This is a genomic window from Ectothiorhodospira mobilis (assembly GCF_016584115.1).
Taxonomy (GTDB): Bacteria; Pseudomonadota; Gammaproteobacteria; order Ectothiorhodospirales; family Ectothiorhodospiraceae; genus Ectothiorhodospira; species Ectothiorhodospira mobilis.
The window spans coordinates 1-23,745 of the sequence record NZ_NRSK01000012.1 but is presented as its reverse complement, the minus strand read 5'-3'; the positions used below and the strand labels follow the sequence as shown (position 1 = coordinate 23,745).

The window sequence follows — 23,745 nt, the reverse complement described above, 5'->3', positions numbered from 1 at the left end:
GGACACGGCTCCCCAGTCCCTCTCCTTTTCCGGCATACTGGCGTCCACTGAGGTGAAACCCGCAGCACGGCCTGGCCGCAGGGGGGGTATGGTGGATACAGACGCGCTGAAGATTCCCAAGAGACGCAAGCCGGTGAAGGTCTGGGTCCATCCCGATGGCCTGGTGCTGGGCTCCCTCTTTGTCCATCTGCAAAGTGCCCACCGCCCGGGGGAGGAGGAGCCCGCCGAGGTCCTCAACGGACCGGAACCCTTTTTCGTCATGGAGTGCGGCAGCGCCCGGGAGCTCCGCTTCTACAACAAGCACTCCGTGGTGCGCATGGAATATACCCTGGACGAGGGCCCCCCCGGTGACTATGCCGTATACCTCCCGGCGCGGCTGCATCTCATGGACGGCTCCAATCTGGAGGGGGTGATCCGCGAGATGCTGGATCCGCAGAAGGCGCGCCTGTTCGATTACATCAACATCCACGAACACCGTTTCGTGCGCCTGTTCCTCTCGGACACGGAGGCGGCGCTGGTCAACAAGGCCTACATCGTGCGCGTCACGCCCGATGAACCGGGCCCCCGGGACTGACCCTTCCGGGGTGCCGTCACGGCATCGGCCCGCGCGCGCTCGGGAGGGGTTGCCCCGCTCATGAGCGTATTTGCCGATTTCCGGGCCGAGCGTCTCATCCGCCGCCTGTCCCGGCTGGAGGATCTGGACGGACCCGAGGCCCGTGCGCTCCTGTCCCGGCTGGCCAGCGTTGCCGGGGCCGCCGTGCCGCGGCTGCTGCAGACCCTGGAAGGCCCCGCCACCGATGCCTGGGGGGTGCGCGCCATGGAACTGCTGCAGAGGCTGGCGGACGATGACACCCTGCCCCTGTTCCTGCACCAGCTGCAGGGTGCCCCCGCCCCCCAGCTTGCCCGCATCACACAGGTACTGGCCCGCGCCCGGGGGGTCGATCCCCATCGCGTGGCCCGTGCCCTGCGGGACCCGGAGCTACCCCGCGCGGCCCTGCTGGAGGTGCTGGAGGGGCAGCGGGAGCGGCTCGATGCCGACACCCTCCTGCGCCTGGCCCCGGAGCTGGATGCCGCCTCCCGGGGCGCCCTGTTCCGGCTGATCCGGGAGGTGGCCGATGCGCGTGTGCTGCCCGATCTCATCAACCGCGCCTCGGGCAAGGACCCGGCCATCCGTCGCCTGGTGATGGAGGTGCTGGGGCGCTTCCCGGAGCCCCGGGCGCGCAGCGTCCTGCAGGAGGCCCTGCAGGATGACGATCCCGGCGTGCGCCGCGCCGCCCTGCAGGCCCTGCTGGCGCAGGGGGCCCGGGATCTGCCCCTGGGGGCCCTGTGCACCCTGCTGCGGGACGGGGATCTCACGGTGCAGCAGAAGGCGGTGGATGCCGTGGTGCGGCGCAACGATCCCGAAACCCCGGCGCATCTGCTGCCGCTTCTGGGGGATGCCTCGGAGTACGTCCGCCGGGCCGCCGTGGAGGTGCTCAACGGTATCGGCAACAGCACCAACATCAAGCAGCTGCTGGTCTCCATCCGGGACGAGGACTGGTGGGTCCGGGCCCGTTCCGCCGATGCCCTGGCCCGCATCGGCGGCCCGCGGGTGGTGCAGGCGGTGGTGCAGTTGCTGCGGGACGAGGACGAGTTCGTGCGCCGCGCGGCGGTGGAGATCCTCAACGCCACCCAGGATGAGACCGCCCTGACCCATCTCGTCGCCGCCCTGGAGGATGCCGACTGGTGGGTGCGGGAGCGGGCGGTGGACGCCCTGGCGGCCATCGGCAACCGCGCCGCGGTGCCGGCCCTGCTGGGCATGCTGCAGCGGGACCGGGAGGCGGCCCCGCTGGTGATCCGTGCCCTGGCCCGCCTGGGGGATGAACGCGCCGTGCCCGTCCTGCTGCAACGCCTGCAGGACGACGAGGAGGGGGTGCGCACCGAGGCCGTGCATGCCCTGGAGGAGCTGGCCGATGCCGGCAGTGTGGGGGCGATCCTCACGGCCCTGCGCCGCGACGCGCAGAGGAGCGGTGGGGAATGGGGCGATCTCGCCCGGGATACGGCGGACCACCTGGAGGCGCGTTTCGCCGTATCTGCATCCCGCGCCGGTGGGGCGGACGGGTCCACGGTCACCGCCCTCGCCGGCGATGATACCGAGGGCCGGGCCCTGGCGGGGCGTGTCGTGCGCGGACCGGGGCTGGAAGTGGATGCCCTCGCCCCCGGGGACCTCTTGGGGGAACGCTACCGCTTCGTGCGCCGCGTCGGCCGCGGGGCCTTCGGCAGCGTCCTGCTCATGGAGGACGTGATGATCGCCGAGCGCATCATCCTCAAGGTGATGAATTCCCGGCTGGCCACGGACGAGGAGATGATCCGGCGGTTCGTGCAGGAGTTGCGGTTGTCGCGCCGCATCACCCACGAGAATGTCATCCGCATCTTCGATTTCCTCTCCGTGGGCGGGGCCCTGGCCATCTCCATGGAGTACTTCCCGTCGCAGACCCTGGCCGCCCTGCTGCGCCAACAGGCCCCGCTGCCCCAGGAGCAGGCTGTGCGCCATGCCGCCGCCGTGGCCGCCGGCATGGCGGCGGCCCACGAGGTGGGGGTCATCCACCGCGACCTGAAACCCGGCAACGTACTCATCAATGAGCACGGTCTGGTGAAGATCGTGGACTTTGGTATCGCCGCGGTCACCGGGGGGGGCGACACCCGCCTCACCCGCACCGGTATCCTGGTGGGCACGCCCCGGTACATGGCCCCCGAACAGGCCACCGGCGGCCGTGTGACCGCCAGTGCCGACATCTATGCCCTGGGGGTGGTGCTCTATGAGATGCTCACCGGCCGCCCCCCCTTCGAGGGCGAGGATCAGATCGCCCTGGTCTACCAGCACGTGCAGGGCCGGGCCACGCCCCCCGTGGAATTGAATCCGGCCATCGATCCCCGGCTCAATGCCCTGGTCCAGGGGATGATGGCCGTGGAACCCGCCGACCGGCCCGCCTCCATGGGGGCGGTGCGCGCGGCTCTGCTAGAGTTCCTCCAGGGGGGGTGCCCGCCCGCCGGCGGGGATGCGCACCGGGGGGCGGCCCCCGGGGAGACCGACTGATGCCGAGAATCGATGCCTTTCTCAAGCTGGCCCGGGAACAGGGCTGTTCCGACCTGCACCTGGCGGTGGGGGTGCCCCCCATGCTGCGCATGAACGGTGAGCTCATGCCCATCCGCTTCCGGGATCTGGGGGACCGGGAACTGGAGGCCTACGTCCTGGAGATCCTGACCCCGGCCCAGCGCCAGCGCTTCCAGGGGGGGGAGGACCTGGATTTCGCCTATGTGGATGCCCACGAAGGGCGTTTTCGCGCCAACCTCTTCCGCAAGGCCACGGGGGTGGGCGCCACCTTCCGTCACATCCCCGCCCAGGTCCCCGCCCTGGAGACCCTGGGTCTGCCGCCGGTGCTGGGGGAGCTGGTGGACCACACCCAGGGCATGGTGCTGGTGACCGGCTCCACCGGCACGGGCAAGTCCACCACCCTGGCGGCCCTCATCGACCACATCAACGCCGAACGCGCGGTGAATATCGTCAGCCTGGAGGACCCGGTGGAGTTCGTCCACCGCAACCGCCGCGCCCAGGTGATCCAGCGGGAGGTGGGGACCCACGTACCCGGTTACGCCGCCGGCCTGCGCGCGGCCCTGCGCCAGGATCCGGACGTGATCCTGGTGGGGGAGCTGCGGGACACGGACTCGGTGATCATGTCCATGATCGCCGCCGAGACGGGGCATCTGGTCCTGTCCACGCTGCACACCACCTCGGCGGTGAAGACCATCGACCGCATCCTGGACGCCCTGCCGCCGCAGCAGCGGGAGCAGGGCAAGACCTTCCTCGCCCAGAATCTGCACGGCGTGGTCACCCAGACCCTGGTGAAGACCGCGGACGGTCGGGGCCGCCGCGCCGTGGCGGAGTGTATGCGGGTGAACCGGGCCATCGCCCGCATGATCATGACCGACAAGGTGCATCAGATCCCCTCGCAGATGCAGACGGGGCGGGATCAGGGCATGCAGCTGCTGGACCAGGCCCTGCTGGAGGCCATCCAGCGGGGCGAGGTGGATCCGGACGATGCCTACCGTTACGCCAGCGACAAGCAGGCCTTCCAGCGATACGTCACCGATGCGGGTCTGCTGCCGCGCATCGACCTGGCCGGAGGATGAAGCCGATGCGTCAGTCGGAGAGCCTGTTGCGCACCCTGGTGGAGCGCGGTGGATCGGACCTGCACCTGGTGGCGGGGAGCCCGCCGCGCATCCGGCTGAACGGCGAACTGGTGCAACTGGATACCCAGCCGCTGACCGCCGCCGAACTGGACGCCGTGGTGGCGGAGATCCTGCCCGACACTGCCCGGGAGGTCTTTGAGCGGGAGGACGGCGCGGACTTCGCCCACGCCATCGAGGGCCTGGCCCGTTTTCGCGTCAACCTGCTGCGCCAACTCAACGGCCTGGCCGTGGTGTTCCGTGCCATCCCGGATCGCACCCTGTCCCTGGAGGAACTGGAAATGCCGCCGGTGGTCGGCCATCTGGCCATGCAGCGCAACGGCCTGATCCTGGTGGCGGGCAAGACCGGATCGGGCAAATCCACCACCCTGGCCGCCATGATCGATGCCATCAACCGCAACCGCCGCGGCCACATCCTCACCATCGAGGACCCCATCGAGTTCCTCCACGAACGCCGGCGCTGCCTCATCAGTCAGCGCCAGGTGGGGCTGCACACCCCCGGATTCGCCGAGGCCCTGCATTCGGCCCTGCGGGAGGACCCGGACGTGATCCTGGTGGGGGAGATGCGCGACCTGGAGACCATCTCCCTGGCGGTGACCGCGGCCGAGACCGGCATCCTGGTGCTGGGCACGCTGCACACCAACGGCGCCGCCGCCGCCATGGACCGCATCATCAACACCTTCCCGTCGGTAAAGCAGTCCCAGATCCGGGCCATGCTCTCCACCTCCCTGCGGGGGGTCATCTCGCAGCAGCTGGCGCGGCGTGCCGATGGCCGCGGGCGTGTGGCCGCCGTGGAGGTGCTGGTGAACACCCCGGCGGTGTCCAATCTCATCCGCGAGGGGCGCACCGATCAGCTCCTGGGCACCATGCAGGCCGGTGCCCTGGTGGGGATGCAGACCCGGGACGCCGCCCTGCGCCGGCTCCTGGACGCGGGGGTCATCACCGGGGCCGAGGCCTATCACCAGGCCCTGGACAAGGCCGAGTTTGAGGCCGTGCGCCAGCGCGGTGCACCCGCCCCCTGAGTTCAACAGGGACTCCGGCAGGTATGGTCTTGGGCGCGGCGTTGCGGGTAAGCTGAGGGGATGACCCTGCCGTCCCCCGAACAACTGCCCCTGGAAGGGGTCCCCGAAGCGGCCCGCGAGGGGGTGCGCCACCTGGCGGCGGATTTCCTGGAGGCCTGCAGGGCCCAGGGGCTGGAACCGGGGCCCTGGCCGGAAGGGTTGGGGTCCCTCTGGTACCACAGCGATTTCGTGGCCCGCACCGCCGTGCGCCGCCCCGCGTTGTTCCTGGAGCTGCTGCACTCCGGCGACCTGGACCAGGCCGACCCGTCGGGTCAGGGGCTGCGGGAGCGCATCCGGCACGCCCTGGAGACGGTCAGCGACGAGACGGACCTGATGCGCGCCCTGCGCCGGCTGCGCCACCGGGAGATGTGCCGCATCGCCTGGCGTGATCTCCTTGGGGCCGCCCCCCTGGAGGAGACCCTGGCGGATCTCACCCACCTGGCGGAGGGGCTCATCGATGCCGCCCTGGACTGGCTGCACGCGGACCTGGTGCGCCGGCACGGCGAGCCCCGGGATGCCGGCGGCATCCCCCAGCGCCTGGTGGTGCTGGGCATGGGCAAGCTGGGTGGGGGCGAACTCAACTTCTCCTCCGACATCGACCTCATCTTCGCCTATCCCCAGCCCGGGGAGACCGACGGGGCACGGCCCCTGGAGAACCAGCAGTTCTTCATCCGCCTGGGGCAGCGCCTGATCAAGGTCCTGCACGAGCAGACCGCCGACGGCTTCGTCTTCCGCGTGGACATGCGCCTGCGCCCCTTCGGCGATGCCGGTCCCCTGGTGATGAGCTTCGACGCCCTGGAGGACTACTACGAGAGCCATGGCCGGGAATGGGAGCGTTACGCCCTCATCAAGGCCCGGGCCGTGGCCGGTGACCGGGACAGCGCCGATCACCTGCAGGCCCTGCTGCGCCCCTTTGTCTATCGTCGTTATCTGGACTACGGCGCCTTCGCCTCCCTGCGGGAGATGAAGGCCCTGATCAACCGGGAGGCGGCGCGCAAGGGCAAGGAGGCGGACATCAAGCTGGGGGCGGGGGGCATCCGCGAGGTGGAGTTCGTGGGCCAGGCCTTCCAGCTCATCCGCGCCGGCCGCGATCCCTCCCTGCAGCTGCGGGGCATCGTCCCCGTACTGCGGCGCCTGGCGGAGCAGGACCTGATCCCGGCCTATGCCGTCGAACAGCTGCTGGAGGCCTATGCCTTCCTGCGGCGCACGGAGAACCACCTGCAGATGGTGGCGGACCAGCAGACCCACTGCCTGCCCACGGAGCCGGCCGCCCGCCTGCGTCTGGCCCGGTCCATGGGATTCGACGACTGGCCGGCCTTCCACCAGACCCTGGAGCGGCACATGCAGTGGGTGCATGAGCAGTTCGAGCAGGTCTTCGCCGCGCCGCAGCGGGTGGACGAGGAGGACGAGGCCTCCTCCCAGACCGAGACCCATCGGGAGCTGGCCGCCCTCTGGGGGGGCGGCCTGGGCCGGGAACGGGCCCTGGGGGTGTTGCAGGAACTGGGCCTGGAGGAACCTGCCCGGGCCCTGGAGCATCTGGACCAGCTGCGCGAAAGCAGCACCTGCCGTGCCCTCACCGCCACCGGCCGGGGTCGCCTGGACCGGCTCATGCCCCTGATCCTGGGACTGCTGTCGGGGCTGGAGGCCCCGGACGTGACCCTGGACCGGCTGTTGCGCCTGGTTCAGACCATTGCCCGGCGCTCGGTCTATCTCTCCCTGCTGGTGGAGAACCCCCTGGCCCTGTCCCAGCTGGCGCGGCTGTGCCAGGCCAGCCCCTGGATCGCTGAACATCTCACCCGGCACCCGCTGCTGCTGGACGAGCTCCTGGATCCCCGCAGCCTCTACGATCCGCCCGACCGCCATGGCCTGGCGGCGGCCATGGAGGAGGAGCTGGTCCAGGTGCCCCTGGACGACCTGGAGCAGGTGATGGACCGGCTGCGCCTGTTCAAGCAGGTGCAGGTGCTCAAGGTGGCGGCGGCGGACATCATGGACGTGCTGCCGGTGATGCAGGTGAGCGACCATCTCACCTGGATCGCCGAGGTGATCCTGGAGAAGGTGGTGACCCTGGTGACGCAGCAGATGGTGGCCCGCTACGGCCGGCCCCGCTGTGTCGTGGACGGGGAGACCCACACCCCCGGTTTCGCCGTGGTGGGATACGGCAAGCTGGGGGGGCTGGAGCTGGGTTATGGTTCGGACCTGGACCTGGTCTTTCTCCATGACAGCCGGGGCGAACAGGCCTGCACCGATGGCGGGCGCAGCCTGGACAACAGCGAGTTCTTCGCCCGCCTGGCGCAGCGGGTGCTGCACTTTCTCGGGGCCTTCACCGGCGCCGGCCGCCTCTATGAGGTGGACACCCGCCTGCGCCCCAGCGGCGCCGCGGGGCTGCTGGTGGTGAGCCTGGACGCCTTCGAGGACTATCAGCTGCACTCCGCCTGGACCTGGGAGCACCAGGCCCTGGTTCGGGCCCGCCCCGTGGCCGGGGACCGGCGCATCGCCGAGGCCTTCCAGGCCATGCGCGCCCGCGTGCTGTCCCGCCAGCGGGATGCGGAGGAACTGCGGCGCCAGGTGCGGGAGATGCGCGAGAAGATGTGGAAGGAACATGCCAGCCGCGATCCCGGCCTTTTCGATCTCAAGAAGGACCCCGGCGGTATCGCGGATATCGAATTTATGGTGCAATATCTGGTCCTGGCCCATGCGGATCGCCACCCGGGGCTGACCACCTATCCGGACAATGTCCGCATCCTCGAGACCCTCATGGAGACGGGCCTGATCCCCCGGGAGGACGCCCTGTTCCTCATGGATACCTACCGGGCCTTCCGGGACCGCATCCACGAGCTCACCCTGCAGGATCAGCCGGCACGGGTCGGTGGCGAGGATTGGCGCCAGGAGCGCGACCGGGTCCGGCAGATCTGGAAGACACTGATGCACTGATGCGGGCGGCGCCCTGCACGCCCGGGACGCCGTCCATCCGACCCCCACCGGGGCCCCGATGACCTGACAAGCAAGAGGAAACGAGTTCATGTCCACCATGGCCGACCGCGACGGTGTGATCTGGTATGACGGCAGGATGGTGCCCTGGCGCGAGGCCCAGACGCACGTGCTCACCCACACCCTGCACTACGGCATGGGGGTGTTCGAGGGGGTCCGTGCCTATCCCACCGAACGCGGACCGGCCATCTTCCGCCTGGAGGATCATACCCGGCGGCTGTTCCGCTCGGCCCATATCCTCGGCATGAGCATCCCCTACACCCCGGACGAGCTCAACGCGGCGCAACGGGCGGCGGTGCGCGAGAACGGCCTGGCCAGTGCCTATCTGCGTCCCATGTGCTTCCTCGGCTCCGAGGGTATGGGGCTGCGCGCGGACAACCTCCAGGTGCACGTGATCGTGGCCGCCTGGGAATGGGGGGCCTACCTGGGGGCGGAGAACCTGGAGCGGGGCATCCGGGTGAAGACCTCCTCCTACAGCCGCCACCACGTCAACGTGACCATGTGCAAGGCCAAGGCCAACGGCAACTACATGAACTCCATGATGGCTCTGCACGAGGCCCTGGGCTGCGGCTGCGACGAGGCCCTGCTGCTGGATACCGAGGGTTATGTGGCCGAAGGCAGCGGCGAGAACTTCTTCATGGTGTACGACGGGGTGATCTACACCCCGGAACTCACCTCCGCCCTGGACGGCATCACCCGCCGCACCATCATGACCCTGGCGGAGGAGGTGGGGATCCCCGTGCGGGAGAAACGCATCACCCGCGACGAGGTCTATGCGGCCGACGAGGCCTTCTTCACCGGCACCGCCGCCGAGGTGACCCCCATCCGCGAACTGGACGGGCGCAGCATCGGCAACGGGGGCCGCGGCCCCATCACCGAGCGCCTGCAGGGGCTCTACTTCGATGTGGTCCAGGGCCGCCATCCCAAGCATGAGGACTGGCTGGCCTACCTCTGATGCCGCGGCAGGATCTGCGGCGCCTTCACGCTGGAAGACGACTCAGGAGGGTGTGACGATGCCCAACCCGCAGACGGCCCTGGAGCCGGGCCGCTACTCGCCGGCCTGCCGGCACCGGCGCGTACGCGTGACCGCCGCCGACCTGCCCCTGTGCTGCCCGCGGCCGGACGAGGCCGTGTGGAATGCCCATCCCCGGGTCTACCTGCCCATCGAGGATGCCCCGGACGGGCGCATCCTCTGCCCCTACTGCAGCACCGAGTTCATCCTCGAAGAGGGGGGCGGGCACGGCGCGTGAGCCCCGGCGAACCCGCCATGCAGCGCCGTGACGGAAGGCATGGGACGACGGTCCCAGGGGCGCCCCGTGCCCGGTCCACGGCCTGGCCACCGCCTTGGTGCCCCCGCCATCGAATCCATCTCCTCCAGGGGATCCGCCCCATGAACGTTCCGGGCAAGGCCCAGATCCGGCTGCTCTTTCGCAACAACCGGTTCCTGATCTTCTCCACCCTGTTCGTGGCCTTCACCCTGCTGGGCGGGGCCCTGGTCTACCACCGTTTCGACGCGGGCCCCCTGCACCTCGATCCCCGTCTGCTGGCGCCGCAGAACCTGGTCCTGTGCGCGGCCCTGCTGCTGGTCTACTTTGCCGCCGACGGCCTGCGCCTGTACTACACGGTGCGCGCCCTGGGCCACCGCGTGCCCCTGCCCATGCTGGTGCGCCTGGTCTTTGTCAATATCTTCGTCTCCAACATCACCCCCATGGCCACCGGTGGCGGGGTGGTGCAGGTGTGGTATCTGCGCCATGCCGGCGTCCCCCTGGGGACGGCGGCGGCGGCCACCACCATCCGCACCACCCTGGCGGTGCTGGTGATCTTCTCCCTGACCCCGGTGTTTCTGCTCTCCATGGACTTCCTCACCCAGGCGCTGAACTGGTCCACGCGCCTGACCCTGTACCTGGTGACCTTCATCGCCGCCTACCTGGGGGTGCTGGCGGTGGCCATCTTCCGCAGCCGCTGGCTGTTGGTGCCCGTTTCCCGGCTGCTGCAACTGGCCGCGCGCCTGCATCTGATGCGTGAACCCCGGGCGCGGCGCCTGCGCTTTCGCCTCTGCCGGGAGCTGGTGCTGTTGCATCGCGGTTTCCTGGATTTCCTCTCGGGGCGGGGCGGGGCGCGCCTGCTGGCCGTGCTCTTCACCCTGATCTTCCTTTTGAGCCTGTTCTCCTTCCCGGCGGTGCTGCTCCATGCCCTGGGCTATGATCTGGACTATCTGCAGGTGATCGGGATCCAGACGGTGACCACCTTCGTCATGTATTTCGCCCCCACACCGGGGGCCTCGGGGATCGCCGAGGGGGCCTTTGCCCATTTCTTCTCCAATCTGGTGGCCCCGGGCCATGTCCTGCTGGTCACCTTCTGCTGGCGCCTGCTTACCATCTATCTGGGCATGTTCATCGGCTTTTTGATCCTCAAGCGGGATGCCATCCAGGTGCTGGCCTGGCGGTCGGGACGGGATGTTTAGGCGCAGCAGCCTCCTCAGCCTCGCCTTCTTTGTCGTCCTCCTGACCCTGCTGGGCCTGCTGGGGTACAAGCTCTACCTGAGCTTCTTCAAGGACACCTTCGAGGCCCTGCACGCCCGCCAGATCGAGCACATCGAGGCCGATCTGCAGGGGCGGGAGGACTTCAGCTTTGCCGTGGTGGGGAATGTGCGCAACTCCATCGGGGTCTTCGAGCGGCGGATGATCCCCGCACTGAACCGCTCCGGTGTGGATTTCCTGGTTTCCGCCGGCAATGTGGTCAGCGGGGGCGGGGAGGACAACTACCAGGCCCTCTACGGCTCCATGCAGCGTCTGCAGATCCCCTATGTGCTCACCTTCGCCGGGGAGGAGGAGAGCGAGTTCGGCAGCTTCCGCTTCTACGACATGTTCGGGCCGTATTTCTACTCCTTCTCGGCGGGCGGTGCGCGCTTTATCTTCCTGGATGTGACGGGCAAGACCCCCCTGGCCTGGCAGTTGCGCTGGTTCGAGGACGAACTGGAGGCGGTCCGGGCGCGGGGGGAACGGGCCTTCGTCTTCCTCGGGGAACCGGTCCTGCCCGTCCAGCGCCAGGGGGAGGCCCGCGCCTCCGGACTGGCGCGGCATCCGGATTTCCTCGGGGATTTCCTTGCCCTGGTGGCGAAGCACCCGGTGGCGGCGGTCTTCTCCCCGTCGCAACGGGTACTGGACCGTCGCAGGGTGGGGGAGACGGCGTTCGTGACCACGGGCGGGGGCGGCGGTCAGCTCCTGAGCGGGGAGGACAGCTTCTACCATTTTGTCCGGGTGGAGGTGGATCCCCAGGGGGTGACCGTCTCCCCGGTGAAGATGGAGCAGGCCCCGGGCCGCCTGCTGCGCATGCTGGAGGGGCTGTGGTTCCTCATCTATTCCCTGTTCTATGTGGGCTATCTCAACTTCCTGCTGGTGGTGTGCGTGGTGGCCCTGGTGGCCATCCGGCTGTACAAGGCCGTGTTCATGGAGAAGAACTACTACCGGGACTTCAGCCATCCCTCCGCCGAGGACACGCCCCAGCCCCTGCGGGTGATGATGTTCACCAACAATTATCTGCCCTTCATCGGCGGGGTGCCCATCTCCATCCAGCGTCTGGCCCACGGGCTGCAGCGCCAGGGGGGCCGGGTGCTGGTGGTGGCCCCGGAATACGGCACCGAGTCGGACGAGGAGGAGCATGTCCTGCGGGTGCCCTCGTTGCTGAACTGGGGGCGAAACGGCGACTTCCGCCTGGCCAATGTCCTCTCCACGCGCATCGCTGTGGCCACCCGCGCCTTCCGCCCCAACGTGATCCATGTGCATCATCCCTTCTGGCTCGGCTCCCTGGGGCTGTTCATCGGCCGCCGCCTGAGGATCCCCGTGGTGTTCACCTATCACACCCGGCTGGAGCAGTATGCCCACTACGTGCCCCTGCCGGGGCTGCTGTTCCGTAATTTCATCGCCCATTACCTGGTGGAGCACTTTGCCAACAAGTGCGACGGGGTGGTGGTGCCCACCTATTCCGCCGAGGAGTACCTGCACGTGATCGGCGTGCGCTCGCAGATCCTGGTGCGTCCCACCGGGGTGGACTGCGAGGCCATGCAGCAGGCGGATCCCGGCACCCTGGAACGGCTGCGGCGCGAGCACGGGGGGAGCGGCGGAACCCTGCTGGTGAGCGTGTCCCGCCTGGGCCGGGAGAAGAACATCGACTTCATGCTGGAGGGGCTGGCCTGGGTGCGCCGCCACAGCAGCGCGCCGTTCCGCCTGCTCATGGTGGGGGATGGCCCGGAGCGGACGCGGCTGGAGCGGCGCATTGCTGAGCTGGGGCTGCAGGACTGCGTGGAGCTGGTGGGCTCCGTGGCACCCGCCGACATCCCGGCCTACTACCAGATCTGCGATGCCTTCGTCTTCGCCTCCAAGTCCGAGACCCAGGGCATGGTGATCCTGGAGGCCATGGCCGCGGGGCTGCCCGTGGTGGCGGTGCGCGCCAGCGGCATCGACGATGTGGTGCAGGACGGGGTCAACGGTTACAAGACCCCGGAGGACGTGGCCGAGTGGGGCACACGCGTGATCCGTCTGCTGGAGGACGAGCAGGGGCGCAAGGACCTGGCGGCCCGCGCCCGGGCCTTCGCCCGGGACTACGACGTGCTCCGGGTGAGCGAGGACGTGGCCGGCTTCTACCGGCGGCTCATGGCCCTGAACGCGCGCCGGGTGCGCTCGGGGTGAGATCCCCCCCTTCCGGGTTCTGGGGCGGATCGAAGCGGTAACCGAACAGCTCGATGTCCGGGCGGTAGTGCTCCGCCACCAGGGCGGCGGTCTCGTCGCTGTAGTAGCGGCGGTAGTCGTCCCGGCCCTCGGCCCGGCGGCGGTGGGGCAGGGGGATCCCGGGCAGGCCGATGCGCCGGCATACCTGGTCGAAGTCCGCCTGCAGGCTCTCGTAGTGGCCGATGAAGTCCACGATGGTGCGCCCGTGCAGGTCCACCACGTAGTCCCGCTGCAGTTCCAGGGCGGTGTCCAGCAGGTAATTCCAGGGGCGATCCGGGTCGAACTTCAGGCGCATGAAGGCCTCGAAGTCCGCCACCCCCTCCAGGACCCGGGGCCGCTCCCGGCGGATGTGGAAGTAGGAACTCACCTGCAGGTCCCAGGGGTTGCGCACGAAGACGAACTTGAACAGCCGGTCGTACACCTCGGCCGGCAGCATCTCCCGGGCGGCGATGGCCTTGGCATGGCGCGGGAACTTGGCGCCGATGCGGTGTCCCGTCATCTGGTCCAGCTTGTCGGCCAGGAACAGGGGCAGGCCGTGGCGCCCCCGGTAGCGGTAGCGGGACAGGGCCGCGCGCACGCTGGTGCCGCCGGTCTTGGCGATGTGCACGAAGAGGAAGTTGTGTTTCAGGGAGAGCAGCATGGCGGATCATCGGGACGGTGAAGCGGGGGCCAAGTATCCAGCCCAGGGCTGCGGGTGTCCACCGGGGATAGATCCGCCTGGAGGCGGCCGATCCCCTGCTGCGTTACGAGGTGCTGTCCCGGGGCCTTTGTCTCTGGGGGACCCGGATCTCTTTTGCGAGTACCGGGCCTATGCCTTCCGGGACTACGTGGATTCCGCGGACCTGCGCTGGCTGGAGCAGCAGTTGCATGATTCGTGAGGACTTCATCCGCCGCAAACTGCAGCTGATCGGCGAAGACCTGGGGCATCTGCTGCGCTTCAAGGACCTGACCCTGGACCAACTGCTGGCCGATGATATCCGCCTTGCCGCCGTGGAGCGCATCATCGAGCGGATCGTCATGCGGGCCGTGGGCGTGAACGAACACCTGCTGGCGGAACGACTCCCGCCCGACGCACCCTACCGGGACACCTTTCTCGCCCTGGCGGATGTCGGGCTCTGTACCCCGGAATTCGCCCGGGAGATCGCCGCCAGCGCCGGGCTTAGGAACATCCTGGTGCATGACTACAACGACGTGGACCGACGCATCCTGCATCGCTCCATCGGCAGCTGTCTGCGGGACTACAAGCGCTATGTGGAGCAGGTGGAGGCGTTCATTGCGGGGCTTCGAGACCCATGACCTCCAGGTAGCGCCGGGCGCTGGTCTCGGCGCGGTATTCCGCCACGGCCTCACGGATCTGCCGTGGATCCGGCGGGTTGCCGAGGACCCGGTCCATGGCCTCTGCCAGGGCTGCATCATCCCCCACCGGAACCAGGGGGCCGTAGCGTCCCCCCTGCAGGATCTCCCGGGGGCCGCTGCGGCAGTCCGTGGAGACCACGGGCACCCCCAGTGCCATGGCCTCGGTGAGGGCGTTGGGGGAGCCCTCCCAGGCGGAGGAGAGGACGAACAGCCGGGCCCGGGCCAGCCAGGGGTAGGGATTGGCGGCGAACCCAGGCATGTGCACCCGCTCGGAAATCTCCAGTGTCTTTGCCAGGGCCTCCAGGGCCTCCCGGTCCCCGCCTTCCCCCAGGAGGATCAGCCGTGTGGGGCGTGCCTGTTGCAGCCGGGCGAAGGCCCGCAGCAGGGTGGGGAAGTCCTTCTGCCGTGTCAGTCGGCCCATGGCGAGGAGGACCGGATCGCCCTTGTCCTCCAGCCAGGGGTGCGGGGCCGGGGCCATGGCCCGGGAGTCCAGGTCCGCGGTGATCACCGGGTTACGCACTACGTGCAGCCGTTCCCGGGGCAGGTTCGTGATCTGGCGCACGTCGTCGGCCACGCCCCGGGAGACGGCGATGATCCCGGCGGCATGGGGATACCAGCGCCGCATGGGCCGGTAGCGCAACCAGCGACGCACCCACGAACGCCCCTCCAGGGCCTGGGACAGGGTGGTGCCCAGGCGGATGAACACCCGGGTACCCGTTCCCGCCCGTCGCACCGCCTTCAGGGCCGCCCGCCCGGCCCGGTCCTTGGCCGCCAGCAGCACCGAAGGGCGGTGGGCGCGCAGATACCGGGTCAGGGGTTGTACCGCCAGGCCGGCGTGCCGCGTCCCCAGGCGGATGATGCGCACGTTCGCGGGCAGATCCGCCAGGTGACGGCTCTCCTCCCGGATCACCAGCAGATCGATCCCGTAACCCTCCAAAGCCAGTTGGCGAACCAGGTTCAGGACCATGCGTTCCACGCCACCTTCACCGGAGAGGGAGAGGAGGATGGGTAAATGTTGTGAGTCAGGGCGAGGCATGCCGGGTTTCTCTGGCTTCCACGCAGTGGCGGAGCGATTCATAGGCAGCCCAGTCCAGGTGTTTTTCCACGAAGGCTTTCTCGGATTCGGAGAATACCTCCTCGAATTTCGAGGTGGCTGGCTTGATGTTGTGGGCAACGTTGGATTTCCAGGTTTCCTCCGGGCGCGCGATAGAATGGGTGGCACCTTGATCACTCAGCATCCGGGCATCATATGCTAGGCCCCACAACATGCAGGCCTGGCGCAAGGCCCGCTCAGGGTCCTTGCAGAAATCCTCGTAGAAAATGAAATGGTCCTTTCCCCGCGCACATCGGTTAGCGGCACGGCGCACGGCGGCATTCCACAAGCGGATCCCGTAACGCGGATCCATCTGATGGCCAAAGGCAGCTGGGTATTTTTGGGCGCGATCACGGATTGATGCGACTACGGCACGTCCTTCCCGTACAACATGTAGAAATTGAGCATCCGGGATGTAAGAGGCGATCTGGGGGATGTAGCGGAAGTGTTTTGGCGTCTTCTCGATCCATGCCGAACATTCTTGTTCGCTCGCGAGGCGGTCCATCGATTCGATAAAAAGGGTGACATTTTCTGCGGTGGACATCAGAGGCTTCCAGTCAGGCTTCTCAATGGGGCGTTCCATGACGTGGCCAAGGTGGGTCAGTGCGCGTTTGGCCGCCTTCCTACGAACCAGACCGGCTGTGCCCAGTAATGTCCAGATCCGATTGCCGAGCAGGCGGCCGAAGAAGTCAGTTTCCGGGAGTGAGAAAATGTCTGGGTGCATCGCGAGGCGATGTTGGACGAGAGACGTGCCGGACCTGGAGCATCCAACAACGAAGAATCGGCGCATCACGGGTGATTATGTCTCCTGGTTTCGATTGGGATTGAAGCGAGAGTTGGTGGGTACAGGACGCTCCCTTGGTAGACCCATGCTCCAGTTGCGGGGATTTTATGGTATCGGTCTTGAAGATGCACGAGGTCCGAGCAAACCGCCTATTGCGGGAAAGTATCCAGGCCCATGGCCTCCAAATAGGCAGAGGTGCTCGCCCGCACGTGGTATGGAGCCACGGCTGCCTGCATGAGCTTTTTGTCAGGTGGGTTATCCAGTAAGGATGCAAGCCCCGTTGCCAGGGCCCGATCGTCACCAACGGGTACCAGAGGTCCGATGCGTCCGCCTTGTAGAATTTCCTGTGGTCCGCTGGGGCAATCCGTTGCCACCACCGGAAGACCAAGGGCCAAGGCTTCGACCAGCACCAGGCCTAGGCCCTCCCAGCGGGAAGAAAGGGCAAAGGCGTCGGCCCGGCGCATGTAGCGGTAGGGGTTGGGATCGAAGCCGGGGAGATCGACGTCTTCGGCCACACCAAGTTCGTCGGCGAGCGCCATCAGGCGTTCCCGTCGTTTTCCGCGCCCCAGGATAATCAGCCGGGCTGGCCGGTGGGTCCGGGTGTAGGCAAAGGCCCGGATCAGGGTTTCGAAATCCTTTCTCACGCAGAGCTCGCCGACCCCCAGAATCACTGGGTACTGCTTGTCCTTTAGCCAGTGATGCTCCACAGGCTGCCTGGCCAGCTCGAAGAGCTCGTCGCAGACCACCGGGCTGGGTACGACCTGTACCCGTTCGGGCTGGAGGCCGGTGACGGAGATAAAGTCATCGGCCGCGCCCCTGGAAGGCATGAGGGCAGCGTCGGAATCGGCATACGTAAGTCGCATGGAGCGGCGTTGCAGCCAGCGGTCGAAGGGCTTTCTCTGGGCCAGGTCCACGCTCACCGTGGTGCCGTTTCGCATAATGAGCCGGGTATCCGTACCGGCACGGTTCCGCGCTCGGCGGGCCATACGATTGACTTTGTCCTTGTCGGTGAACAGGACATTCGGTTGCCATTCCTTCAGATGGTTTACCAGTTCCCCCAGCGAGGTAGAGACATGGCTGGCCCGTAACTCGACGACGGAGAGGTTTTTGCTTGACTCGAGATGCGGTCCGTGGTCCTGGAGCTTGAGGAGAGTGATTTCGTGACCGCGTGCGGCCATGGCCGGCAGCAGCCGCTGCATGATGCGGTCCACGCCGCTGTGGCCGGAGGTGGAAAAGAAACAGCTGATTTTAGCGACGGTCATATGATCCAGTCCAGTGGGTCTTCGAATGTCCGAGGCACCTGGATAGGGCCTTCCACGAACAGCCGGTGCCAGATGGCAAACTGCATCACGCACCAAAGCTCCCGGCTGGCCGTACCAAAGCGGCGCTGATTCTCGATCAGCGCACTGATGCCCTCGGGGCGGAACCACTCGTTCACCGCCCGGTTGTTAGTCAGTCGTTTGCCCAAGCGGTCCAGGAATTCCCCCTGGAGCCATTCACCGATTGGAACATGGAAACCGCGCTTGGGCTGTCTTAGATGCGTGGCGGGTAGGCGGCTTTCGGCCCAGTGTTTGAGGAAATGCTTGCCTTCTCGACCCCGGATCTTGAGTTCGTCTGGCAGTGAGAGCCCGAACTCAATGATGCGATGGTCGCAGAACGGCACCCGCCCCTCGAGCCCGAATCCCATCGTCATGCGATCGGTCTTGACCAGTAGGTTGTCGGGGAGTGCGGTGGTCAGGTCGGTGTACTGGGAACGCTGGATGTCCGACCAGTACCCGGGCGTGCCCTGCCAGGCATTGATGAAGGGCTGTCTGGTCTCTTTTATGGCGCGGTGCAGGGCTGGACCGAAGGTTCGGGAAGCCTGGCGGCCACTCCACTGGCCACGAGTGCGAAAACCGCCGGATCCGGGACGCAGGAGGGCTTTGAGCCGCCTTTCCATGGAGGGGCGGTACCGGCGGTAGCCGGCAAAGGCTTCGTCCCCACCCTCGCCAGAAAACACCACCTTCAGGTCTCGGGCCGCGGTTTCCGAGAGCAGCGAGGTGGGGAGATTGGCGTAGTCCCGCATCAGCTCATCCGCTGCCCAGATACTGTGCACCAGCCGGCCAAAGACTTGATCGCGGGTCAGTTCCATAGGGGTGTGGTGAGTGCCGAGCCGTTTGGCAAGCGCTGTGGCAGCATCCAGTTCGTCATCCATCCTGGCCCCCTTGAACCCTACGGAAAAGGTTTGGAGGGGCGTATTCATACGTCGGGTGAGTTCACTGGCCAGAATGCTGGAATCCAGGCCCCCGGACAGGAACAGCCCGAACGGCACGTCGGCGCGCATGTGTTCTCGGATCACCTTATTGAAAAGCGACTCGAATGTTTCAGTCGCCTCTTCGAGGCCAATATCCTGGGTCTTCACGTTGAGTGCGGACCAGTAACGGACCGATTGGCAGTCCAGATCCGGGCTGATGCGCAGGCAGGTCCCTGGCTCCAGGCGTTCGATGCCCCGGAATACTGTGTGAGGCCCGGTGCTAAACTGGTTTTCGAGGAACTGGGCAATGGCGCCCGGTTCAAGGTCCGGCTGTCGGGGCAGCAGGGGCAGGAGGGCCTTGATCTCCGATGCGAATGCGATGCGATCCTGCAGGCGCGCGACGAACAGAGGCTTGATGCCTATACGGTCTCGGCCAAGCAAAAGACTGCCGTCCCTGCGGTCGAAGAGGGCGAAGGCAAACATGCCATGAAGGTCTGCCACACCGTCGATGCCTTTCAAGGCATAGGCATGCAGGATGCTTTCCGAGTCTGACCTGGTTCGCGGTTGGATGCCGCGGTGAGCATGGACTTCGCGCAGTTCGGGGTCGTTGTAGATCTCCCCGTTGGCCACTAGCACCTGTTGGCCGTCCGGGCCTTCTAGGGGCTGATGACCGCCTTTCAGGTCCACGATAGACAGTCGCGTATGGACGAGCCCCAGCGGCCCTTCCACGTGAATGCCGAAATCGTCTGGACCCCGGTGGCGGAGCATTTGTGCCGTGGTTTCGAGTGTGTTTCGGTCTGGCACGTTTGAGCGCATCAGGATTCCGGCAATACCGCACATGATACAATTTTCTTATCTCTGAATGTGGCTGTTGGCGTTTCGGATATCGATTCCCATGGTATCCAGATATCGCCCGGCGCTTTTTTCCATCGTGTATTCTGCTGTGGCTGCCTTAAGGTCGTTAGTCGACCACGGCCGGTCCAGTGTCTCCTGCATTGCCCGGGCCAGGGCTTCAGGGTCGCCAACGGGGACCAGTTTGCCCAGCCGACCTCCGTCCAGGATTTCTCTGGGGCCGCTGTGACAATCAGTCGCGACAACCGGGGTGCCCAAAGCCATGGCTTCGGTCAGTACATTCGGCGACCCCTCCCAAAGCGATGAGAGGACAAACATCGCTGAGCAACTCAGGTGTGAATAGGGGTTGCGAGTGAAGCCGGGCAAGTCGACGTCTTCGGCGATACCAAGTCCCCGCGCCAGTGATTCCAGCCTCTCGTGCTGGCGGCCCTCCCCAAAGATCACCAGTCGTGCGGGTCGATGGGTCCGCAGCTTTGCAAAGGCGCGGAGCAGTGTTGGGAAGTCCTTTTGCCGACGAAGGCCTCCCATGCCGACGATGACGGGAATCGATGAGTTTTCGAACCACGGATGTTCCGGTGGTTCTGCTCCCATCTGGAAGAATTCCGGTGTGATGTTCGGATTGCGGATGACGGTGATTTCTGATCGAGGGATACATGCGCTTTGTGCAATGTCTTCCGCTACGCCTTCGGACACGGCAATGATCCCGTCTGCCTGTGCGTAGAGGCGTCGGATACCACGAAGCTTCCACCAACGTCTCAGGGGGTGGATCCGTCGGTTATCGATTCTTGCGGACACCGCAGTTCCGAGCCGAAAGTAGAACCGGGTTTCAGGCGGACCCACCTTTTTGGCGGCTATTGCTATGCGGTGATCTCTGCCTTTTGCCGAGATCACTGCATCCGGTTTATATGTTTTTAAGTACTCGCGAAACTTTCGGATGATGCTCCTTTTTGAGTCTTCCTTAAGCTCAATCAGCCTGAGGCTTTCGGGGAGTTGTTCGAGATAAGGGGCATGTGTCTGGTTGACGATAAAGTCGACCCGGGCTCCGAGAGAGATCATGCCTCGGGCAGTGTTGACGAGCATCCTTTCGACACCGCCGTCCCCAAAGCTAGGAATGAAAAAGCAGACTTGTGAAGACAGGCTTTGGGCGCCCGGGGGTTTAACCTTGTCGTTGAGCATGAGAAATCCGGAGCAGGGAGATGAGGGTTCGTGCATGATTAAACGAGGGTAGGCCCGCAAGTATACAACAGGGCACCTCGAAAAATCGCCCCATCCCGTGCACTATACCCCCAAAGCCTGCTGAACGGATGAACCCTCGCCATGCAGCCTGGATTCTTTGACCTGGAAGACCGGTACGCCCTGCTGGAGAAGCTGGGCGACCCGTTGCCCCAGCTCAACCGCGTGGTGGCCTGGGAGGCCTTTAGGCCAACGCTGGCCAAGGTGTACGACAAGCCCCGCAAGAGCAAGGCCGGCCGCAAGCCCTATGACGTGGTGCTGATGTTCAAGGTCCTGGTGATCCAGCACCTGTACAACTTGTCGGATGACCAGGTGGAGTTCCAGATCCGGGACCGCTACTCCTTCTGCCGCTTCCTGGGCCTGACCCCGGAGGGGCGAGTACCGGACGGGAAGACGGTATGGCTGTTCCGGGAGCGGCTGAAGGAACTGGAGCTGGTGGACGAGCTGTTTGCCGCGCTGATGCGGGAGATCGAGGCCGCCGGCTTCATCCCCAGGCAAGGGCAGATCGTGGACGCGAGCCTGGTGCAGCCCCCCCGCCAGCGCAACCGCCGCAAGGAGAACGAGGCGATCAAGCAGGGCGAGATGCCCGAAGGCTGGGAAGACCAGCCCAACAAGCTGCGGCAGAAGGATCGCGACGCCCGCTGGACCAAGAAGCACGGCAAGACCTTCTACGGCTACAAGAACCACGTGGGCATCGACCGCAGGCACAAGCTGGTTCGGCACTTCGAGGTGACCGATGCCAGTGTCCACGACAGCCAGATGATCGACTTCCTCCTGGACGAGCACAACACCAGCGCGGACGTATGGGCCGACTCGGCCTACCGATCCCGGGAACGGGAAGAGCAACTGGCCCGCCAGGGGTACCGTAGCCATATCCACGCCCGGGGCCGAAAGAACCGGCCGCTGAATGAGCGGCAGCAGAAGGCCAATCACAAACGCTCCAAGGTGCGGGCGCGGGTGGAGCACGTGTTTGCCAGTCAGGCGGCCATGGGGGGACAACTGGTGCGGACCATCGGTCTGGCCCGGGCGCGATTGAAGATCGGCCTGAACAACATCGTGTACAACCTCCGGCGGTGGCCCTACCTGCAAGGGGTGGCCGCATGAGGAGGATGAGCTATCCGGAGCTATGATGAGGGGTGCAACCGCCTCGCGATTACCTCTCCTGGTTGCCCGCATAACCGCCCGGTTCCGATCATCACGCAAGGTCATGGGCTATGAATCCATGAACCTGAACGGGCATGACTGATTTGAGGAAAGGGAACTCATTGATCGAAGTTCCCTATACCCCCAAAGCCTGCTGAACGGATGAACCCTCGCCATGCAGCCTGGATTCTTTGACCTGGAAGACCGGTACGCCCTGCTGGAGAAGCTGGGCGACCCGTTGCCCCAGCTCAACCGCGTGGTGGACTGGGAGGCCTTTAGGCCGACGCTGGCCAAGGTGTACGACAAGCCCCGCAAGAGCAAGGCCGGCCGCAAGCCGTATGACGTGGTGCTGATGTTCAAGGTCCTGGTGATCCAGCACCTGTACAACCTGTCGGATGACCAGGTGGAGTTCCAGATCCGGGACCGCTACTCCTTCTGCCGCTTCCTGGGCCTGACCCCGGAGGGACGAGTACCAGACGGGAAGACGGTGTGGCTGTTCCGGGAGCGGCTGAAGGAACTGGACCTGGTGGACGAGCTGTTTGCCGCGCTGATGCGGGAGATCGAGGCCGCCGGCTTCATCCCCAGGCAAGGGCAGATCGCGGATGCGAGCATGGTTCAGGCCCCCCGCCAGCGCAACCGCCGCAAGGAAAACGAGGCGATCAAGCAGGGCGGGATGCCCGAAGGCTGGGAAGACCAGCCCAACAAGCTGCGGCAGAAGGATCGCGACGCCCGCTGGACCCAGAAGCACGGCAAGACCTTCTACGGCTACAAGAACCACGTGGGCATCGACCGCAGGCACAAGCTGGTCCGGCACTTCGAGGTGACCGATGCCAGTGTCCACGACAGCCAGATGGTCGACTTCCTCCTGGACGAGCACAACACCAGCGCGGACGTATGGGCCGACTCGACCTACCGATCCCGGGAACGGGAAGAGCAACTGGCCCGCCAGGGGTACCGTAGCCATATCCACGCCCGGGGCCGAAAGAACCGGCCGCTGAATGAGCGGCAGCAGAAGGCCAATCACAAACGCTCCAAGGTGCGGGCGCGGGTGGAGCACGTGTTTGCCAGTCAGGCGGCCATGGGGGGACAACTGGTGCGGACCATCGGTCTGGCCCGGGCGCGATTGAAGATCGGCCTGAACAACATCGTGTACAACCTCCGGCGGTGGCCCTACCTGCAAGGGGTGGCCGCATGAGGTGGATGGACTATCCAGGGTCATGGAGAGGAGAAAACCACTTCAGAATCACCCCTATTGGGTGACCTTGTACCCGTCGGGTTCCGATCAACACGCTGGATCACAGGAGGCGATTCCATGGTCCCCCATGGGTATGATGGATTGGCGGACGGAAAAGTCATTGATCGAGGTTCCCTTCAGAAAGCCCCACGCTGCCTCGGCGGTCTTCGAGCGCCGCACCTCGAGATAGACCCAGCGCGACGCGCGGTCGATGGCCACGAGCAGGTAGCCGCGCGAAGGCTGGTCGGCCATCTGCGGCAGGTACTTGACATCCACATGGACAAAGCCTGGGACGTACTCCCGAAACGGCTTGTGCCCCGGCTCCACGGGCTCTGTGGCCTGCTCACGCTTGAGCGCCTGAAGGTTGCCCACCCCGTGCCGACGCAGGCAGCGGTCCAGCGATGCCCGCGTGAGATCCGGGTTCAGGAATTCCCGGGCGACGATCAGCAGATCATCCAGCGACAGCAGGGCCACTTCCCGCACCTGCACAACGATCGCCTCCTGCTCCGGCGTCAGGGTCGTGTGCAGGGTCTGGGGACAGTGCGAGCGGTCTTCCACTTCCGTACGCCGGCGGCGCCACTTGCGCACCGTTGCACGGGTGATGCCGTACCGCCGCGCCAGTTCAGGGTCGCTGACGCTGGACGGTGCCTCCTGGAGCTCACGCCGGATCTGGGGGGTCGTTCGCGCGTTGGAATGAATGGTACTCGCCATGAGGTCAGTCCTGCGTTGGATCATCGGCCACAATACTCAACCACTCCCGCGCATGAAACAGGGGGGCCTTATCATGCGGTATACAATCAAGCGAGACCCAACA

Annotated in this window: 18 protein-coding genes and 1 pseudogene; 12 read left to right on the top strand and 7 right to left on the bottom strand. The window is 66.1% G+C overall.

Annotation, left to right across the window (positions count from 1 at the left end):
- Positions 1–88 precede the first annotated feature (88 nt).
- The 9 genes from CKO33_RS06645 (at position 89) to CKO33_RS06605 (ending at position 12,964) form a co-directional block, all read left to right on the top strand.
- The gene (locus CKO33_RS06645; protein WP_207146473.1) at positions 89–574 is read left to right on the top strand and encodes a hypothetical protein; all 486 of its coding nucleotides are present in this window, start codon (positions 89–91) and stop codon (positions 572–574) included.
- A 60-nt stretch (positions 575–634) separates the two neighbouring features.
- Positions 635–3,076: a HEAT repeat domain-containing protein gene (locus CKO33_RS06640; protein WP_200180600.1), complete on the top strand. Its 2,442-nt coding sequence runs from the start codon at positions 635–637 to the stop codon at positions 3,074–3,076.
- Complete coding sequence (locus tag CKO33_RS06635; RefSeq protein ID WP_200180598.1) at positions 3,076–4,170, top strand: type IV pilus twitching motility protein PilT; 1,095 nt, start codon at positions 3,076–3,078, stop codon at positions 4,168–4,170. The genes CKO33_RS06640 and CKO33_RS06635 overlap by 1 nt, the downstream gene beginning before the upstream one ends.
- 5 nt (positions 4,171–4,175) lie before the next feature.
- The gene (locus CKO33_RS06630) at positions 4,176–5,249 is read left to right on the top strand and encodes a type IV pilus twitching motility protein PilT (RefSeq protein ID WP_200180596.1); all 1,074 of its coding nucleotides are present in this window, start codon (positions 4,176–4,178) and stop codon (positions 5,247–5,249) included.
- Positions 5,250–5,309: 60 nt separating this feature from the next.
- Positions 5,310–8,219, top strand: coding sequence for a bifunctional [glutamate--ammonia ligase]-adenylyl-L-tyrosine phosphorylase/[glutamate--ammonia-ligase] adenylyltransferase (gene glnE / locus CKO33_RS06625; protein ID WP_200180595.1), 2,910 nt, complete (start codon positions 5,310–5,312; stop codon positions 8,217–8,219).
- Positions 8,220–8,307: 88 nt separating this feature from the next.
- Positions 8,308–9,231 (top strand): branched-chain amino acid transaminase, encoded by a 924-nt coding sequence (locus CKO33_RS06620; protein ID WP_200180588.1) that lies wholly within the window; start codon positions 8,308–8,310, stop codon positions 9,229–9,231.
- A gap of 58 nt (positions 9,232–9,289) precedes the next feature.
- Complete coding sequence (locus tag CKO33_RS06615) at positions 9,290–9,526, top strand: zinc-finger domain-containing protein (RefSeq protein WP_200180586.1); 237 nt, start codon at positions 9,290–9,292, stop codon at positions 9,524–9,526.
- A 140-nt stretch (positions 9,527–9,666) separates the two neighbouring features.
- Complete coding sequence (locus tag CKO33_RS06610) at positions 9,667–10,740, top strand: lysylphosphatidylglycerol synthase transmembrane domain-containing protein (protein ID WP_200180585.1); 1,074 nt, start codon at positions 9,667–9,669, stop codon at positions 10,738–10,740.
- Positions 10,733–12,964 carry a glycosyltransferase gene (locus tag CKO33_RS06605; protein ID WP_200180583.1) on the top strand — a complete coding sequence of 744 codons (2,232 nt, stop codon included), beginning with the start codon at positions 10,733–10,735 and terminating at the stop codon, positions 12,962–12,964. The genes CKO33_RS06610 and CKO33_RS06605 overlap by 8 nt, the downstream gene beginning before the upstream one ends.
- Here CKO33_RS06605 and CKO33_RS06600 read toward each other — a convergent pair.
- Positions 12,927–13,643 carry a sulfotransferase family 2 domain-containing protein gene (locus CKO33_RS06600; protein WP_200180581.1) on the bottom strand — a complete coding sequence of 239 codons (717 nt, stop codon included), beginning with the start codon at positions 13,641–13,643 and terminating at the stop codon, positions 12,927–12,929. The two genes, CKO33_RS06605 and CKO33_RS06600, sit on opposite strands and share 38 nt — an antisense overlap.
- Before the next feature lie 227 nt (positions 13,644–13,870).
- On the opposite strand from CKO33_RS06600, the gene hepT reads away from it, so the two are divergent.
- Positions 13,871–14,299, top strand: coding sequence for a type VII toxin-antitoxin system HepT family RNase toxin (gene hepT / locus CKO33_RS06595; RefSeq protein WP_200180574.1), 429 nt, complete (start codon positions 13,871–13,873; stop codon positions 14,297–14,299).
- Here the strand turns inward: hepT and CKO33_RS06590 are convergent.
- The 5 genes from CKO33_RS06590 to CKO33_RS06570 form a co-directional block, all read right to left on the bottom strand.
- Complete coding sequence (locus CKO33_RS06590) at positions 14,274–15,395, bottom strand: glycosyltransferase (RefSeq protein ID WP_274600739.1); 1,122 nt, start codon at positions 15,393–15,395, stop codon at positions 14,274–14,276. The two genes, hepT and CKO33_RS06590, sit on opposite strands and share 26 nt — an antisense overlap.
- Positions 15,382–16,242, bottom strand: coding sequence for a sulfotransferase family protein (locus tag CKO33_RS06585; RefSeq protein WP_242472517.1), 861 nt, complete (start codon positions 16,240–16,242; stop codon positions 15,382–15,384). The genes CKO33_RS06590 and CKO33_RS06585 overlap by 14 nt, the downstream gene beginning before the upstream one ends.
- Positions 16,243–16,385: 143 nt before the next feature.
- A complete protein-coding gene (locus CKO33_RS06580) occupies positions 16,386–17,498 on the bottom strand; it encodes a glycosyltransferase (protein ID WP_200180570.1) in 1,113 nt (370 codons plus the stop codon).
- Entirely contained in the window at positions 17,495–19,309 is a 1,815-nt protein-coding gene (gene asnB / locus CKO33_RS06575) for an asparagine synthase (glutamine-hydrolyzing) (protein WP_200180568.1), read from the bottom strand. The genes CKO33_RS06580 and asnB overlap by 4 nt, the downstream gene beginning before the upstream one ends.
- Before the next feature lie 12 nt (positions 19,310–19,321).
- Positions 19,322–20,497: a glycosyltransferase gene (locus CKO33_RS06570; RefSeq protein WP_200180562.1), complete on the bottom strand. Its 1,176-nt coding sequence runs from the start codon at positions 20,495–20,497 to the stop codon at positions 19,322–19,324.
- A gap of 141 nt (positions 20,498–20,638) precedes the next feature.
- Here CKO33_RS06570 and CKO33_RS06565 point away from each other — a divergent pair, with 141 nt between their 5' ends.
- Positions 20,639–21,658, top strand: coding sequence for an IS5 family transposase (locus CKO33_RS06565; RefSeq protein ID WP_200180560.1), 1,020 nt, complete (start codon positions 20,639–20,641; stop codon positions 21,656–21,658).
- Positions 21,659–21,872: 214 nt separating this feature from the next.
- The gene (locus CKO33_RS06560) at positions 21,873–22,892 is read left to right on the top strand and encodes an IS5 family transposase (RefSeq protein WP_200180558.1); all 1,020 of its coding nucleotides are present in this window, start codon (positions 21,873–21,875) and stop codon (positions 22,890–22,892) included.
- Between the two features lie 174 nt (positions 22,893–23,066).
- Here CKO33_RS06560 and CKO33_RS06555 read toward each other — a convergent pair.
- A pseudogene (locus CKO33_RS06555) lies at positions 23,067–23,642 on the bottom strand (transposase family protein); the annotation flags it as partial.
- Positions 23,643–23,745 lie beyond the last annotated feature (103 nt).

Excerpts from the sequence above, each read along its gene's own strand:
- CKO33_RS06580 (WP_200180570.1), bottom strand. The coding sequence starts at position 17,498 with ATGACCGTCGCTAAAATCAGCTGTTTCTTTTCCACCTCCGGCCACAGC.
- CKO33_RS06610 (WP_200180585.1), top strand. The coding sequence starts at position 9,667 with ATGAACGTTCCGGGCAAGGCCCAGATCCGGCTGCTCTTTCGCAACAAC.
- CKO33_RS06600 (WP_200180581.1), bottom strand. The coding sequence starts at position 13,643 with ATGCTGCTCTCCCTGAAACACAACTTCCTCTTCGTGCACATCGCCAAG.
- CKO33_RS06635 (WP_200180598.1), top strand. The coding sequence starts at position 3,076 with ATGCCGAGAATCGATGCCTTTCTCAAGCTGGCCCGGGAACAGGGCTGT.
- CKO33_RS06630 (WP_200180596.1), top strand. The coding sequence starts at position 4,176 with ATGCGTCAGTCGGAGAGCCTGTTGCGCACCCTGGTGGAGCGCGGTGGA.
- asnB (WP_200180568.1), bottom strand. The coding sequence starts at position 19,309 with ATGTGCGGTATTGCCGGAATCCTGATGCGCTCAAACGTGCCAGACCGA.
- CKO33_RS06645 (WP_207146473.1), top strand. The coding sequence starts at position 89 with ATGGTGGATACAGACGCGCTGAAGATTCCCAAGAGACGCAAGCCGGTG.
- CKO33_RS06620 (WP_200180588.1), top strand. The coding sequence starts at position 8,308 with ATGTCCACCATGGCCGACCGCGACGGTGTGATCTGGTATGACGGCAGG.
- CKO33_RS06585 (WP_242472517.1), bottom strand. The coding sequence starts at position 16,242 with ATGCGCCGATTCTTCGTTGTTGGATGCTCCAGGTCCGGCACGTCTCTC.
- CKO33_RS06640 (WP_200180600.1), top strand. The coding sequence starts at position 635 with ATGAGCGTATTTGCCGATTTCCGGGCCGAGCGTCTCATCCGCCGCCTG.
- CKO33_RS06605 (WP_200180583.1), top strand. The coding sequence starts at position 10,733 with ATGTTTAGGCGCAGCAGCCTCCTCAGCCTCGCCTTCTTTGTCGTCCTC.
- CKO33_RS06590 (WP_274600739.1), bottom strand. The coding sequence starts at position 15,395 with ATGCCTCGCCCTGACTCACAACATTTACCCATCCTCCTCTCCCTCTCC.
- CKO33_RS06615 (WP_200180586.1), top strand. The coding sequence starts at position 9,290 with ATGCCCAACCCGCAGACGGCCCTGGAGCCGGGCCGCTACTCGCCGGCC.
- hepT (WP_200180574.1), top strand. The coding sequence starts at position 13,871 with ATGATTCGTGAGGACTTCATCCGCCGCAAACTGCAGCTGATCGGCGAA.
- glnE (WP_200180595.1), top strand. The coding sequence starts at position 5,310 with ATGACCCTGCCGTCCCCCGAACAACTGCCCCTGGAAGGGGTCCCCGAA.
- CKO33_RS06565 (WP_200180560.1), top strand. The coding sequence starts at position 20,639 with ATGCAGCCTGGATTCTTTGACCTGGAAGACCGGTACGCCCTGCTGGAG.
- CKO33_RS06560 (WP_200180558.1), top strand. The coding sequence starts at position 21,873 with ATGCAGCCTGGATTCTTTGACCTGGAAGACCGGTACGCCCTGCTGGAG.
- CKO33_RS06570 (WP_200180562.1), bottom strand. The coding sequence starts at position 20,497 with ATGCTCAACGACAAGGTTAAACCCCCGGGCGCCCAAAGCCTGTCTTCA.